Genomic DNA, 15,018 nt, shown 5'->3' on the forward strand with positions numbered 1-15,018 from the left:
ACTTTCCATTTTAACCTACGATTCTCAGCAAATACGGAGCTGTTTCACGTTCATCATAACTTACGGCTGTAACGCTTGAAGTGCATGTACGATTTTGAATGATAACATGTCTAGTTTGGAGGGTATTTTGAAATTCGACATAATGTTACAATTTTTTTGTGAGCGCTATTATTTCTTAGAGAGAGCCGAAATTAGCTAAAGGGGTTGATCGCAAGCGCCATCTTTTCTTTTGCGCCGTCTCTCCGTGAATATCCGAAAACATTTGTATCCCATTCATTAATTAAAGGAGCGTATCGAATTGTTCACTAAAAAATTCTTTTCGTTTTTTCTGGCCTTTTCCATGATGCTGTCTGTGTTTTCCGTTACCGCTTCGGCACAAGAGTCACAAACCATGAAGAAATCCAAGATGCAGAAATACGTTGAAGCAATGCAGCCGGGTTGGAACTTGGGCAATACATTTGATGCATTGAACTCTTGGGGCGACCCGAAAGTAGTCCAAAATGCCGTAACCAAAGATTTCATTAAGGAAATAAAGAAGCAAGGCTTCAAAAGCATCCGCATTCCGATTACATGGGGCGAACATATGAGCGGCGCACCGGATTATACGATCGATCCGGCCTTTATGGACCGGATTCAGCAGGTTGTAGACTGGTCGCTTCAAGAGGGACTGTATGTCATGATCAACGTTCACCACGACTCCTGGATGTGGATCAACAAGATGGCGACGGATCATGACGCTGTATTAGCCCAATTTAATGCGATATGGACACAAATCGCCGACCGCTTCAAGAATCATCCCGACAAACTGATGTTCGAAAGCGTCAATGAACAGTCCTTCAACAACGCAGATAAGGCTACGCAAATTAACCTGCTCAACGAGTTGAATACGAATTTCTTCCATATTGTCAGAAACACGGGGGGTCGCAACGCCACTCGTCCGCTTGTACTGCCTGAAATAGGGACCAGTCCCGATAAGTCATATATGGATGCGACCCTCAGCCTTATGAAAAGTTTGAACGACCCGAATCTGATTGCTACGATCCATTATTACGGATTTTGGCCGTTCACCAGCAACATCGCGGGCTACACCAAATTTGATTCCACTTCGCAAAACGATGTCAACACAGCGTTCGATGGAGCGTACGACGACTTTGTGGCCAATGGAATTCCGGTTATTATGGGCGAATTCGGTTTGTTTGGCTGGGATGCAGGCCCGGGAACTGTCGAGCGCGGCGAGGAGTTGAAATTTTTATCGTACGCGCTCCAATACTCGAAATCAAAGGGCATTACCACCATGCTTTGGGATAACGGCACGAAATTTAACCGCACCAACTATACGTGGAGCGATCCGGACCTCTACGCTTACATCATGCAAAGCTTAAAAGGCAATACGTCTACAGCCGATACCGATCTGGTCTTCTTAAAGAGCGGAACGACGGTTGGTGACGCAACCATCAACTTGAACTTGTACGGGAATCAATTCGTCTCGCTCAAAAACGGCAACACGGTGCTGGCCCTCGACAAAGATTACACGATTAACGGCAGCGTCTTGACGATCAAAGCCAGCTACCTCGCCAAGTTTGCAACAGGCGCATTTGGAGAGAAGGCGGTTTTAACAGTCGGTTTCAATTCAGGTCCGGCTTGGCAAATCCATGTGAAATACAATGATACACCTGTATTTTCCGACGCATCGGGCACAGCCAGCAACTTTGCGATTCCAGTTTCCTTCAACGGCGACCAGTTAGCCACGATGGAAGCCGTCTACGCAACTGGCGGCAATGCGGGTTCGAATAATTGGACTTCATATAAGGCGTTCAACTATGATTTCGCGCCTGACTACACCAATAACACGATAACGCTGAAGCCGAACTTCTTCACTTATACGAATGACGGCGTAGTGAATTTGACGTTCCACTTCTGGAGCGGCGCAATCGTCAAGTACACGATCACAAAGACCGGTACGATCGTCACTGGCTCGGCTTCGTAATCGATAAGAATATTTGCTCGTAAAAAAGCCTGAGGCCAAGGCCGAAGCCACTGAAGAACTGGTGAGTTTGGTCTAGGTGGCTGTTCTGGCACAAAAAAAGAAGACATCAACCCTCAGGGAAGATGTCTTCTTTTTCACTTTATTTGGTTTTTAAGCATCGGCGATGGAAAGCGACTTTTGTAATCCACTTGAATCACGGTCCGATCGGCCGGGACCAGCCTATCCTTGCAGGGCGTCGTGACAGCTGAACAACGTTTGGATATTTTGTTTACGCTGGAGGTCCCCTCGTTGCCGGATTATGATGCCGTTGAATTCGATTAATATTATGGTTAATGTAGGTTTATGGTTTTTAGTTTTAGGAATTCTTATTAAAAGAATTCGCAGAAAAAAGAAGGAAAAGGATTAAAATAAACAAATATCTCTTTTCTTTTCCACCATTAAAAACAAACGGATTACCAGAGCTCAATGAAGTTGCCGCTCAATGTCTGGCAGAAGGGATTTGGCAAGTCAGGAAATGGGCAGCCGGTTACAACGAGCACACCTTTTGCTATTGCTTCCTTAAGTAAGTCGATCACAGCCTTAGCCGTGATGCAGTTGGTTGAGGCAGGGAAAATTAACCTGGATGCTTCAATTACGAATTATATTCCTTCCTTCCAAATGGATGACACTCGCGGTTCGAAAATTACCGTGCGGCAGCTGTTGAATCAAACAAGCGGGCTAACGGACGCTGCTTTTCCTGAAATGGCATTTCGTCAGCAGCCCAACACCTTGGAGGAATCCTTAGCCCGGTTAAAAACCGTCAAACTTTCGAGTGACCCCGGCCAGCAATTTCATTATTATAATCCCAACTATCAGATTTTGGCCTGGCTCGTGGAAGAAGTGAGTCAAGAAAGCTATGCGGAGTACTTGAAAAGGCATATCTTTCAACCTCTTCAAATGGATCACACAGTTGATGTCGCCACTACCAAGCAATTTACTGAAGCAGCCGATAATTTCGCGAGCGGACATATTTTCCTATATGGCAAACCTGTTATAAAGAAAGAACCCGATTGGTTTATAGAAGGTGCTGCGGGAAATATTTCTACAGCAGAAGATATGGCGCATTGGCTCATGCTGCAGCTTAATGGAGGAACGTATCGAGGTGTCCGGCTTCTTAGCGGCGAAGGGATCAGAGCGATGCATGCTGCCCCGGCGGGGATGAACAGTAACTACGGGATGGGATGGGTAGTTGACGAACACAAAGTTACTCATAACGGGTTATTATGGACTTACTATGCGCATCAGGTTCTGATACCCGAAAGTGGTATTGGAGTGGTCGTCTTATTCAATAGCGGTCTCAATATGCTTGTTGACTATTCTTCGTTCGCCCAGGGGATAACTGAAATACTGGAGGGGAAAATACCTGAGAAGTCCTACTTCTCCGGGTGGAACCTTGAGATTATTATTGCTCTTCTCACTGTTGTGACTGTTGCGGTCGGGATTCGCAGCCTCCTACGATTGCGCAAATGGGAGGAGAAATATAGAAAGCGTGCCAAATGGCTAACCTGGTTAAACATTTTATTGGCCTTTATTCCTCTTGTATTACTCATCTCTCTCCCGCAAGTCATGTCTTTCATTGCGGGACAAAGGGTACTGAATTGGGAACGGATTTTCTTAATTATGCCAAGTGTTTGCATATGGTTAATACTTGCATCTTTATTTAACATGGTAAATGTGATAAGACGAGTTTCACGGATGTATAGGATTTATAGGGATATCCAGAGGTAAAGACTACGCTAATAGTCTATAATGAATCTCAAAGGCCGCCTTTTAACAGGCGGTCTTTTTTGAACCCTAAACAACAGAAGAAAATTCCAAGAAAGCGATTGCAAAAATTAAAAACCTAATGTACAATGCTATTGAACAAAGTTTAATAAAACAAAACATAGTTTAACTATTAAAAAATGAGAGGCGGAATTACAAGCATGAAAAAGTACAAGGTGGGTATTGTAGGCGCAGGCGGCGTCACCGATTTACATTTCGTAGGCTACAAGGATCATCCGGAGCGTGTCGAAGTTGTGGCGATCTGCGATCCGAATCCCGAAGCGCTGTTTGCGAGAGCCGAGAAATATGGGGTACCTCAGCGGTATACGAACCTTGACGATTTTATCCAAAGCAGCGGTATAGATGTTGCTGTTGTCTGCACGCCATCTCCGATCCGTAAGCAAATTCTGTTTCCTCTCGTCGAAGCGGGATTGCCGGTATTCGTTGAGAAGCCTTTCTCCGACTCGCTGGCCGAAGCGGCGGAAATCACCGAGAAAGCGAAGCAGCACGGCGTACCGGTATCCGTCAACCAGAACTTCAGACGGCATTTCCCGTTCGAGCTGATCAAGGATATCATCGCGAAAGACACCATAGGCAAGGTGACGTCGATTTTGTTTACCAATATCCACTTCAGGCAGGATGCGGGTTGGCGGCTCGAATGCGAGCGGCATGCACTGTCCGTTATGGGGATCCATTGGTTTGACGGCTTCAGACTGATTCTCGGCTCGGACGCCAAATCCATCGTGTGCCAGAACCGCTCCTCTTCGGCTATCGATTGTATCGGGGAAACAGACGCCACCGTACAGGTCGTATTCGAGAATAATACGGTTGCAACTTATGTTCAAAGCTTCTCCTCCACATTCGGGAAAACGGAAATGATCGTTATCGGCGATACCGGCACGCTCGTCACCGGTCACGGCAAGGTCGATTTGTACCGGAAAGACGACAAAGCGCCGTCGCAAAGCTGGGAGAACAACGTGTCAAGAGAAGTAGCCACCTATGAAGGGTTGGAGCAGCTGCTCGTTTCACTGGAGACAGGCGTGGAAGCGCCGAACAGCTCGCAGGATAATTTGAAAACGATAACGATGCTGGATTCAGCTTATGTTTCGGCGAAGGAGCAAAGGATCGTTCAATTAAAGCACGGTATCGGAGTATAAACCGGGGTGATGCAAAGTGAACGTTCGAACTTCCGTTCTGCAGTCGTCGGCAACGGCTGTTAAAAAAAGCAAATCTCGTACTCTGCTATCGGATGTAAGACGGGATAAATATTTGTATATGCTGGTCATTCCAGGTGTGCTCTTTTTTATCATCTTCAAATACATTCCGATGTGGGGAATCATCATCGCGTTTCAGGAATACTCGCCTTACCTCGGCGTCCTGAAGAGCGAATGGGTAGGTCTTGACCATTTCATCCGGTTCTTCTCGAACCCGGATTTCACGCTGCTGTTCCGCAATACGATGATGATCAGCTTGCTGAACCTTCTCTTCTTCTTTCCTTTGCCCATTATATTGTCCTTGCTCCTAAATGAACTGAATAATCAGGGGTTCAAAAGAGTCATTCAATCGATCGTATATCTTCCGCACTTCTTATCATGGGTTATTATTGTCGGTATTTCGTTTCTGCTGCTCTCGGAATCCTCGGGAATTATCAATAAGATGATGATGTCCGTCGGACTGCCGAAATACGATTTTCTGACCAATACCGATACGTTCTGGGGGCTTCTGGTGCTGCAGAACATATGGAAAGAAAGCGGCTGGGGGACGATCATTATTCTGGCGGCCATTACCGCGGTTGACCCGCAATTGTACGAGGCAGCCAAGATCGACGGGGCGGGCCGGTGGGGGCAGATGTGGAATGTAACTCTTCCCGCTATCCGAAGCGTTATCATCGTGCTGCTCATATTAAGACTCGGCCATATCATGGATGTCGGATTCGAACAGGTCTTTCTGATGAATAACGGCGCTGTCGCCAAGTATGCGGACGTATTCGAAACCTACGTATACCGCAACGGGATACAGAGCGGACAATTCAGCTACAGTACGGCAGTCGGATTGTTTAAATCGTTAGTAGGCCTTATTCTCGTCGTGATGGCAAACAGGTTCGCCAAGCGGATCGGCGAGGACGGCGTCTATTAGAGCGGGCTTGCAGGGGGAAGGAATATGAAGGAGAGCTTTGGAAGCAGGCTGTTTAATTCGGCGAACATACTTCTGTTGGCACTGATAGGCATTGTTACTGTATTCCCTTTGTATTACGTGTTTGTAGTCTCTTTCACACAGCCGCACGAATACCTGCAGAAGAGCGGCTTTGTACTGTTTCCGCAGAGCTGGACGCTCGCCTCTTACGAGTATTTGCTGAACACCTCAGCGTTCAAGAACGCGATGCTGGTGAGTATTTTTCTGGCAACGGTCGGAACGGGCTTGAGCTTGTTTTTCACGGCGGCTATGGCTTTCGGGGTATCTCGAAAGAGACTCAGAGGCAGAAAAATCATTATGATGATGGTGCTGCTGAGCATCTTGTTCAATCCGGGCATCATCCCGAATTACCTGGTTGTGCGCGACCTTGGGCTGATTAACAGTATATGGTCGCTTATTATTCCGGTGCTGATCAGCGGGTGGAACATCATTCTTATGAAAAGCTTCTTCGACAGCATACCGGTAGAACTCGAGGAGGCCGCCATGATTGACGGCTCCAATGATATGGGTACTTTCTTCCGTATCGTGATTCCATTGTCCGCGCCTGCACTGGCGGCATTCGGGCTGTTCTACGCGGTAGGTTATTGGAACACGTTCTTTAATGCGGTCCTGTTCATTAATGACTATACCAAAGTGCCTTTGCAGATTGTGCTGAGGAACATGCTGATCGATTCGGAGATGTCCACGGGAGGAGCCGCAGCAGCGGAAATGATCTCGGATAAGCAGATTCCGTCGCAGACGCTTAAGATGGCTGCGGTCGTTATCGCCACCTTCCCGATCCTCATCGTCTATCCGTTCCTTCAAAAACATTTCGCCAAGGGCGTTATGCTGGGCTCGGTCAAAGGTTGACCGATGAGAGAAGATAACCAGGGGAGGTTTTTGTTTGTGAAGAGAGCAATAACGCAAGTTTCGGCGGCAGCGCTGCTGGCGGTAACTGTTTTGACAAGTGCTTGCTCCAGCTCCCAGGAAGCAGCGGATGCGGAAGGCGGGAAGGATTCTCCTACGACGATTTCGATCTTGAGCAATTTCTCGATCGCGCAGCCGCCTGCCGCCGATAGTCCGATTACGAAGGAATTCGAGAAAAGGACAAACACGAAGCTCGATATCACATGGAGCTCGGATAACGGGTTTAACGACAAGCTGAATGTGCTGCTGGCTTCCGGCGATCTTCCCGATCTCATCAAGCTGCCGGATACGACTTCCATTCCTCAGTTCAGGACGATGGTGAAGCAGGGCGCGTTCTGGGACCTCACGCCTTTTATCAGCGATTATAAGAACCTGATGGAAACACCCCAGCCAATTTGGGACAAAACGAAGATTGACGGTAAAAATTACGTCGTGCCTATTGTACGGCCTTTGGAGGGCGGGGGCACATTCGCGATTCGCCGGGATTGGCTGGATAAATTGGGTCTCCAAATGCCGACGACGATGGATGAATTGTATGAAGTCATGAAAGCTTTTAAAGAGAAACAGCCGGACGGACAGAAGGATACGTATGGTTATACGATGCGTGTGAACGGTTTGATCGATAACGCGTTCACAGGCTCTAACGGCAAATGGAAGCTGGTCGACGGCAAGCTGATTGACGTGACATTGGAACCGACTTCGCGGGACGCCATCCTCTACAAGAAGAAATTGTACGATGAAGGGCTTATTCCGCCGGACTTCTCGGTCATGAAAGACGATCAGTACTGGGATTTGGCGACAAGCGGCAGGGCCGGATTGACAGGGGAAACGATTGAAGCCTTATGGCGCTGGACATATGATCAATGGAAGCGGGACCCTAAGGTAACATGGGAGCCGATGGTTTCCATCGATGCAGGCCAAGGTCAGTTCAACGGGCAAAATTCAGGCTTTATCGGCGTGGCCGCCATTCCGAAGAAGGTCCCGGAAGCAAAGGTGAAGAAGATTCTGGCACTCCTCGATTACGGAGCGTCGGAGGAAGGCAGCACTTTATCCCAATACGGGATTGAAGGCGTGCACTATAAGAAGGAAGACGGATTTTTCGTGACGAACGAGCAATCGGTCAAGGATAGTGTCGGGACAGGATCCTTCGGCAAGCTGTTCATGAAGTATGACCCATATATGTATGCTTTCGCCCCGGGAATGCCGAAGGAAGTATTCGAACGCAATAAGAAAATTATCGATGCCAAGTCCAAACTGAGCACGCCTAACCCGGCAGTAGGATTGGTATCTGAGACGGATCAGAAGGTTGGGGCCGACTACAATAAGAAGATCGGCGATTTGAAGACTCAAATTATTATGGGCAAAGCCAGCATAGATGAATGGGATAAACTCGTGACCGAGCTGAAGCAGGACAGCACTTATCTGAAAATTATCGAAGAAATGAATGCAGCTTATAAAGCGCGCATGGGGACCCAGTAAAAGTACTAAGGAGAGTGGAGTGTATGGCTACCATTACGGACCTCAGGAAACAGGATCCGCAGCGAATGTTTGAACAGGATTGGGGAAGAATTCAGTGGCTCTGCGGCCGGGATATCGATGCGGACAGCGAAATGACGTTCGGCATGGTCTATATCCATGCGGGTCAAGCGAACCCGAGACACGTTCATCCGAATTGCGAAGAGATCATTTTTATCCTGTCGGGTGAATGCGATCATACTTTGGGTGACGAAACCTATCATCTGGAGCCCGGCATGATGCTGCGCATTCCGCGTAATGTACCTCATAATGCTACGACAACAAGCTGGGAGCCGTGCAGAATGATCATCGCTTATTCGTCACCGGACCGTCAAACGATCGGAGAGTAGGATTTTCAGCGGTTTGAAATCGTTGGCCCTGAAGCTGCCTTGGAAGGTCTAATTTATTTATAAAGATTGTGAGGTCCTAATCATGAGTATTAAGCTGGCTTTCTCCCGGCCGACTTCCATATCCGAGGAGCAGACGCTGCTATTTGAACAATACAGAACGACCGGATACGACGGGCTGCAGCTCAAGTGGGGGCAATATTCCCCTTATTTGAACGAGCCGGAACGGTTCAAGGAACAATGGGGTCACCTGTCAGGAGTAGGCTCGGCGCTCATTGCAGGCGGCAGTCTGGATGAGACGAATGTGGAGCTGCTGCGCAGCATATATCGTTTTGCAGCGGGCATCGGCACAGAGATGATCGTCTTCTGCCATGGGATTGCAAGAGCGGATGTGACGGCGGATGATATTCGCCGGTATGCTGATGTCCTTTCGGAGCTTGGGCTTGAAGCGCAGCAGCACGGCATCAAACTCTCGCTCCATCATCATCACAATAATCCTGTGATGTACCGAGAGGATTTTGACATTTTCTACGATCGCGCCAAGCAAGGGGCAGTCGGATTGACCGTGGATACCGCCCATTTGGTGAAATCCGGCGTCGAGGATGTGGCGGAGATCATTCGCAGCTTCCGTCCCGTGATCGATAATTTCCATCTGAAGGATTTCGAGCAGGGGGAGTGGAAGGTGCTTGGCCATGGAGCGATCCCGTTCGATCCTATTTTTCAGGCGATACGGGATATCGGCTACAGCGGCTGGGTCTCGGCGGACGAGGAAAGCGGCAGCGGCGTGCTCGAAGGTATGCAGGATTGCTACGCTTATATGAGAAATGGCTTGAAGTAAACTGCAGATCCTTGAAGGAGCTGGGTGAAATGGGGAAAAAGGCGGTTCTGATCGGGGCCCTTGACACGAAGGGAGAGGAATTCCGCTTCGTCAAGAATACGATCGAAGCATGCGGTCATGCGACATTGATCATAGATACGGGGGTGATCGGGGATCCTCTCTTCCAGCCTGATGTGCCGGCGGATGAGGTGGCCGCAGCAGGAGGTTCAAGCTTGGAAGAGCTGCGAAGGGGGAATGATCGCGGCACAGCGGTTGCTGTCATGACCCGTGGCGCTGCGAAGATCGCTGCCGAACTTGAGCGCGAGGGAGTCATCGGAGGAGCGTTCGGAATGGGAGGGACGGCCGGTACGACCGTTGCATCGGCCGCCCTGCAGGCGCTTCCGATCGGTATTCCGAAGCTGCTGGTATCAACGGTTGCTTCCGGAAATACTCGTCCCTATGTGGGCGTGAAAGATATTATGATGATGTACTCGGTTGTCGATATCGCGGGCATTAACAAGCTTTCACGAAGAATATTGAGCAATGCCGCTTACGCCCTGGCGGGGATGATCCGGGAAACAGGGAAGGAAGAAGAAGCCGTCGACGATAGAACGACGCTTGGCATAACGATGTTCGGCGTCACGACCCCCTGCGCGACTCGGGTACGCGAAGCTCTTGAGAAGAAGGGATACGACCTGCTTGTATTCCACGCGACGGGCACGGGCGGAATGGCGATGGAGGAACTGATCAAAGCCGGTTACATCAAGGGCGTAGCCGATATTACAACGACGGAGCTCGCGGACGAACTGGTAGGCGGCATATTCAGCGCCGGTCCGAACCGTCTGGAAGCGGCCGGTCAGTCCGGCATTCCTCAGGTGGTGTCAATCGGTGCGCTCGATATGGTTAATTTCGGTCCGCCGGAGACGGTTCCGGATAAGTTTAAGGACAGAGTGTTCTATCAGCATAACCCGACAACGACACTGATGAGAACGACCGTGGATGAGAACCGCGTGCTGGGGCGCATTCTTGCAGGGAAGCTGAATGAAAGCGCTGCTCCGACGGTTGTCGTTTTCCCGAAAGGCGGAGTATCCTTGCTCGATGTGACAGCCAAGCCGTTCGAGGGCATAGAGGAACGGCAGGCGTTATATGAGGAGATCAGGCAGCATCTGAAGGCGGACATTCCGTTGATCGAGATGGAGCAGGATATTAACGATCCTGCGGTAGCCGATATGATATCTGACCAGCTGCTTAAGCTGCTGGAGCATAGTAAGGAAGGATAGGGGAGCAATGGCGATATCAAGGCGGGAAATAGTGCAAAACCTTCGCTCACAGCTGGAAAATGGGCGTTTTATCGTAGGGGCCGGAGCCGGAACCGGACTGTCGGCGAAGTGCGCGGAAGCGGGCGGCGTCGATATGATCATTATTTACAATTCGGGCCGCTACCGGATGGCCGGACGGGGATCTTTGGCCGGCTTGATGCCTTACGGCGATGCCAACCAAATCGTAATGGATATGGGCGGCGAAGTGCTGCCCATCGTGCAGAACACCCCGGTGCTTGCCGGAGTATGCGGTACAGATCCTTTCAGGCTGATGGATGTTTATCTCAAGCAGCTCAAGGGGATGGGATTCTCGGGCGTGCAAAATTTCCCCACCGTCGGCCTGATTGACGGTGTTTTCAGACAAAACCTCGAAGAAACGGGTATGGGCTATCACCTGGAAGTGGATATGATCCGTAAAGCCCACGAACTGGATTTATTGACTACTCCGTACGTATTCAATGAAGAGGATGCCATTAATATGGCCAAAGCTGGAGCGGACGTATTGGTCGCTCATGTTGGACTGACCACCAAAGGCAGCATCGGCGCCAAGACCGCTTTGACACTAGACGAATCAGCCGTTCTGGTGCAGAAAATTCACGATGCGGGCAAATCGGTTAATCCTGATATTCTGGTAATTTGCCACGGCGGCCCTATCTCGGAGCCGGAAGATGTCGAATATGTGCTGGGCCGCACGAGCGGCGTTGTCGGATTTTTCGGGGCTTCGAGCATTGAGCGCCTGCCTACGGAGGTAGCCATTACCGAGCAGGTAAGAAGATTTAAGAAGCTGATGAAATAATAGGCATGCAGCCCTCACAACGCCTCCCAGATAACGGGAAGCCGCGTGAGGGCTGTTTTTTTTGCATAGCTTTATGCTGGCCACCTCTTTTAACCAAATGATGGAAATGGTAAAATGGTGGAGGTAACGGGTCAGAATCGCTCTGGCATCGTCAGCTCAATGTGACCATATCCGCACTCTTCCTCTTCTTAGACTTTTACTCTAATACGGCAACTCCGCTGCTTGCAAGCTCAGTTACTTCAATGATCGTTTGAATCTTAATTCGAAAAAAATTTATTTAGAAGAGAGGTTATTGCGATGTTCAAGCTGTTGCTTGCGACCAGAGGATTGGCGGTGCTGCTCCTCGGCATCTTCGCCGGCGGTGTCGCTTTCACGGTGATCGCTCCATCCTTAATGGAGCTCCCCGGTCCCGACTACACGCGATACTGGCAGGCCCTCAACGTCGATTACGGCCGTGCCATGCCGATACTCCTCATGACAAGTATTGTTTTGGTTCTTATCACCACTATACTCTCGTACCGACGCGGTAACCTCATATTCGTTCTCAGCGTCCTTGCCCTTCTGCTAATCGTACTCACTGTCGCTCTTACTCTTACCATGATGGAGCCGCTTAACCAACTCGCCGATACCTGGGACCCCGATCAGCTGCCCGCGGATTGGGAAGAGGTGCGGCAACGCTGGCTTGCCCTGCATACCGTGCGCACGGTACTTGCCGTTGGGGCGTTTGCCGCGCTTCTGGCTGCTCACACCGTCAATCGGGCCAGCGCCCCGCTGCAAGTGAATGCGGACAAGATCCAGATAGGCTCGACCGGTGCCCGCTAGGTAGGTAGGACTATCGAGGAAAAAATGGGGCATGCCGCAATGGGCTGCCCCTCAATCGTTGTTAAGTTATCAGATCCGTTCACAACGAAATACAGAGTGCTGCAATCAACGGTCGTTTCACATCGGGATATTGGCGCCGGCGACACGATCGCCGGAATTACCGGCCGGATCGGTCATTTCATCGTCCTCACCGGCATGAATAATGATGGAACGTCCCAGCAGCGAATCGGTCTTGCCGGGTTCCAGCGTGGCATTCTCGACCAGAAAGGTCGCCTCGGCTGTGCCGTTCTCGCCTACGACCAGATTCGGCAGGTCGCCTAGGTGATGGCCTTCGGGATTTAGAAGTCCGTGCTTTTTTACTTCCGGATTGAAATGGCCGTCTGCCATCTTGAAGTTGCTTCCTGCAAATGCGCTTTCGTGAATGTGGATACCATGCTTGCCTGGCGTCAAGCCGGATACTTTCACGGTGATTTCCACGCCGTTCGCTTGCTGCTTTAAGACGGCACTGCCAATGGTTTGTCCTTTGGCATCCACAAAAGTGGCTGTCGGAGCCCCGATGGAAACGGATCTCCCGTTACCTTCCCAATACACGGGTTGACCGAGCAGGCTGCTCACCATGCGAACCGGTACATAGGTTGTACCGCGGTAGTCCAGCGATTCAGGCACCTGAGTGCCGCCGTTATCGTATAGGCCGTCCGCTGAAGATTTGTTTTCTCCCTGAACGAAAAGCGATACCCTGTCCAGGTTTGCTTCGATCTTGTCGCCGGCGGCTAGTGCCACGCCAGAGAAGAATACCGATCCGCATAAGAATGATACGGCAAGGTGTTTAATAGAATAATTCTTTTCACTCATCAGTTCTCATCCTCCGATGATTAAGTATTTGGATTACAAAGAAGCGCCAATCACATCCTTTATTGTAATATCGAGTTTTTCATCAGGCTTAGCTATAATAGAGTAGCGGCGAAATTGAGCCTGTTTTTTATTTTTACCAACCGATGGTAACGGTGAATCACCGATGAACGTGAAGCCGACTGTTTTTACTTGTATTCAAATAGACAGAAGAACAAGTCGATTAACCGAGAAAGGCTTAATTATGAAGATTATAACTTTGTGCGGCTCTACCAAATTCAAAAATCAATTTGAACAAGCAAACGCATTTCTTACACTTCAAGGAAATATAGTAATCAGCCTTGCCTTCTTTGAGCAGAGTGAAGAGGTTGAAATCACACAAGAACAGGCTCAATTACTCGGAAACTTACATTTCCGGAAAATCGATATTTCCGATGAAATATTCGTCATTGACGTTGATGGTTACATAGGTAGCAGTACAAGAAGAGAAATTGAGTATGCTGAAAAAAAGGGAAAAGCAATTCGCTACTACTCTGATACAGAGATCGTGGGCTTTCAGTTGTAAGCAGGATAGGCCGTAATGCAAATATCTTCGCCGCATTGTCGAACGGAATGGACCTTAACCTTGATCGCTTCATCCATCAATTCTAAGTCTTCACCCCCATAGGGTGTAATGGAATGCCGTCCCCCCAATACCTTCGGAGCGATATAAATTATCCACTTGTCAATAAGATTAGCGCGTAGAAATGAGCCGTTTACTTCGCTCCCACCCTCCACCAGTAGAGAGGTTACTCCCCGGCGGTGCAAAATATCCGAAAGCGCATGCAGATCCAATCCGAACCTGGTTTCAGGGACGGACAGCACTTCAACTCCCATCTGTTCCAGCTTATATACTTTTTCCGGGTCAGCATCCAACTTGGTGACAACCCAAGTTTGAACCTCCGAACAGTCGGTTACATGGGCATCATCCGGCAGCCTCAACTGCGAATCAAGGATAATACGGATGGGATTCTTTCCCCCTTCCGGCAAACGGGTGGTCAGGTGAGGATTATCGGTCAATACCGTATTTATCCCGACCAATATGGCGTCGACCTCGTTCCTTATTTGATGTACCTCAAGCTGTGCTTCCTCGCCTGTGATCCACTTGGAATGCCCTGTTGACGCAGCTAATTTCCCGTCCAAGGTCATAGCAGCCTTGGAGATGAAAAAAGGCCGCCGGTGTGTCATATGATGCACGAATTGTTCATTGAGTCGTCTGGCTTCCGATTCCAGTACGCCAACCTCGACCTCGATTCCCTCCTCTCGCAGCAATTGAATGCCGCGTCCGGCAACCATCGGATTCGGATCCTGCATGGCCACAACAACCCGTGCGATCCCGGAGCTTCGAATCAGTTCTGCGCAAGGAGGGGTCTTCCCGAAATGAGAGCAAGGCTCCAGCGTAACGTACAATGTTGCTCCCCTTGTATGGCCGCTTGCCATTTGGAAAGCGTGCACCTCAGCATGGGGTTCACCCGCCTTACGATGAACGCCGAGGCCGACAATTTGTCCATCATTAACGATGATGGCGCCAACAACCGGATTCGGATTCGTTTTTCCAATCGCCGTAGCCGCCATGTCCAATGCGAGTTTCATAAAATGTTGGTCTGAGTTCATGTTGTAATCCG

At 49.5% G+C, this 15,018-nt stretch carries 14 protein-coding genes; 12 read left to right on the plus strand and 2 right to left on the minus strand.

Annotation, left to right across the window (positions count from 1 at the left end):
* The first annotated feature begins 298 nt into the window (after positions 1-298).
* From KZ483_RS05885 to KZ483_RS05935, 11 genes are all read left to right on the plus strand, one after another.
* Positions 299-1,987, plus strand: coding sequence for a cellulase family glycosylhydrolase (locus tag KZ483_RS05885; protein WP_309568644.1), 1,689 nt, complete (start codon positions 299-301; stop codon positions 1,985-1,987).
* Positions 1,988-2,452: 465 nt separating this feature from the next.
* On the plus strand, positions 2,453-3,754 hold the full coding sequence (locus tag KZ483_RS05890; protein WP_220351773.1) for a serine hydrolase domain-containing protein: 1,302 nt from the start codon (positions 2,453-2,455) through the stop codon (positions 3,752-3,754).
* Between the two features lie 197 nt (positions 3,755-3,951).
* Positions 3,952-4,947, plus strand: a complete 996-nt coding sequence (locus tag KZ483_RS05895; RefSeq protein ID WP_220351774.1) for a Gfo/Idh/MocA family protein — start codon at positions 3,952-3,954, stop codon at positions 4,945-4,947.
* Between the two features lie 16 nt (positions 4,948-4,963).
* Positions 4,964-5,926, plus strand: a complete 963-nt coding sequence (locus KZ483_RS05900; RefSeq protein ID WP_258881549.1) for an ABC transporter permease — start codon at positions 4,964-4,966, stop codon at positions 5,924-5,926.
* A gap of 24 nt (positions 5,927-5,950) precedes the next feature.
* Positions 5,951-6,832: a carbohydrate ABC transporter permease gene (locus KZ483_RS05905; protein WP_220351775.1), complete on the plus strand. Its 882-nt coding sequence runs from the start codon at positions 5,951-5,953 to the stop codon at positions 6,830-6,832.
* A gap of 36 nt (positions 6,833-6,868) precedes the next feature.
* Positions 6,869-8,368: an extracellular solute-binding protein gene (locus KZ483_RS05910; protein WP_258881550.1), complete on the plus strand. Its 1,500-nt coding sequence runs from the start codon at positions 6,869-6,871 to the stop codon at positions 8,366-8,368.
* A 23-nt stretch (positions 8,369-8,391) separates the two neighbouring features.
* Complete coding sequence (locus KZ483_RS05915; RefSeq protein WP_220351777.1) at positions 8,392-8,754, plus strand: cupin domain-containing protein; 363 nt, start codon at positions 8,392-8,394, stop codon at positions 8,752-8,754.
* An 82-nt stretch (positions 8,755-8,836) separates the two neighbouring features.
* On the plus strand, positions 8,837-9,589 hold the full coding sequence (locus tag KZ483_RS05920; protein ID WP_220351778.1) for a sugar phosphate isomerase/epimerase family protein: 753 nt from the start codon (positions 8,837-8,839) through the stop codon (positions 9,587-9,589).
* A 29-nt stretch (positions 9,590-9,618) separates the two neighbouring features.
* A complete protein-coding gene (locus tag KZ483_RS05925) occupies positions 9,619-10,848 on the plus strand; it encodes a Tm-1-like ATP-binding domain-containing protein (protein WP_220351779.1) in 1,230 nt (409 codons plus the stop codon).
* 7 nt (positions 10,849-10,855) lie between these two features.
* Entirely contained in the window at positions 10,856-11,683 is an 828-nt protein-coding gene (locus tag KZ483_RS05930; RefSeq protein WP_220351780.1) for a phosphoenolpyruvate hydrolase family protein, read from the plus strand.
* A 297-nt stretch (positions 11,684-11,980) separates the two neighbouring features.
* Positions 11,981-12,505, plus strand: coding sequence for an anthrone oxygenase family protein (locus KZ483_RS05935; protein ID WP_220351781.1), 525 nt, complete (start codon positions 11,981-11,983; stop codon positions 12,503-12,505).
* 117 nt (positions 12,506-12,622) lie between these two features.
* On the opposite strand, the gene KZ483_RS05940 is transcribed toward KZ483_RS05935, so the two are convergent.
* Positions 12,623-13,357, minus strand: coding sequence for a superoxide dismutase family protein (locus KZ483_RS05940; RefSeq protein ID WP_220351782.1), 735 nt, complete (start codon positions 13,355-13,357; stop codon positions 12,623-12,625).
* A 241-nt stretch (positions 13,358-13,598) separates the two neighbouring features.
* Here KZ483_RS05940 and KZ483_RS05945 point away from each other — a divergent pair, with 241 nt between their 5' ends.
* The gene (locus KZ483_RS05945) at positions 13,599-13,919 is read left to right on the plus strand and encodes a hypothetical protein (protein WP_220353283.1); all 321 of its coding nucleotides are present in this window, start codon (positions 13,599-13,601) and stop codon (positions 13,917-13,919) included.
* Here the strand turns inward: KZ483_RS05945 and ribD are convergent.
* Positions 13,910-15,007 carry a bifunctional diaminohydroxyphosphoribosylaminopyrimidine deaminase/5-amino-6-(5-phosphoribosylamino)uracil reductase RibD gene (ribD, locus tag KZ483_RS05950; RefSeq protein ID WP_220351783.1) on the minus strand — a complete coding sequence of 366 codons (1,098 nt, stop codon included), beginning with the start codon at positions 15,005-15,007 and terminating at the stop codon, positions 13,910-13,912. The genes KZ483_RS05945 and ribD overlap by 10 nt on opposite strands.
* Positions 15,008-15,018: the final 11 nt, after the last annotated feature.

It is taken from the genome of Paenibacillus sp. sptzw28, from assembly GCF_019550795.1.
GTDB lineage: Bacteria > Bacillota > Bacilli > Paenibacillales > Paenibacillaceae > Paenibacillus_Z.

Bases quoted from the DNA above. Each gene is read 5' to 3' on its own strand.
- KZ483_RS05890 (WP_220351773.1), top strand. From the start codon at position 2,453: ATGAAGTTGCCGCTCAATGTCTGGCAGAAGGGATTTGGCAAGTCAGGA.
- KZ483_RS05895 (WP_220351774.1), top strand. From the start codon at position 3,952: ATGAAAAAGTACAAGGTGGGTATTGTAGGCGCAGGCGGCGTCACCGAT.
- KZ483_RS05905 (WP_220351775.1), top strand. From the start codon at position 5,951: ATGAAGGAGAGCTTTGGAAGCAGGCTGTTTAATTCGGCGAACATACTT.
- KZ483_RS05915 (WP_220351777.1), top strand. From the start codon at position 8,392: ATGGCTACCATTACGGACCTCAGGAAACAGGATCCGCAGCGAATGTTT.
- KZ483_RS05920 (WP_220351778.1), top strand. From the start codon at position 8,837: ATGAGTATTAAGCTGGCTTTCTCCCGGCCGACTTCCATATCCGAGGAG.
- KZ483_RS05925 (WP_220351779.1), top strand. From the start codon at position 9,619: ATGGGGAAAAAGGCGGTTCTGATCGGGGCCCTTGACACGAAGGGAGAG.
- KZ483_RS05930 (WP_220351780.1), top strand. From the start codon at position 10,856: ATGGCGATATCAAGGCGGGAAATAGTGCAAAACCTTCGCTCACAGCTG.
- KZ483_RS05935 (WP_220351781.1), top strand. From the start codon at position 11,981: ATGTTCAAGCTGTTGCTTGCGACCAGAGGATTGGCGGTGCTGCTCCTC.
- KZ483_RS05940 (WP_220351782.1), bottom strand. From the start codon at position 13,357: ATGAGTGAAAAGAATTATTCTATTAAACACCTTGCCGTATCATTCTTA.
- KZ483_RS05945 (WP_220353283.1), top strand. From the start codon at position 13,599: ATGAAGATTATAACTTTGTGCGGCTCTACCAAATTCAAAAATCAATTT.
- ribD (WP_220351783.1), bottom strand. From the start codon at position 15,007: ATGAACTCAGACCAACATTTTATGAAACTCGCATTGGACATGGCGGCT.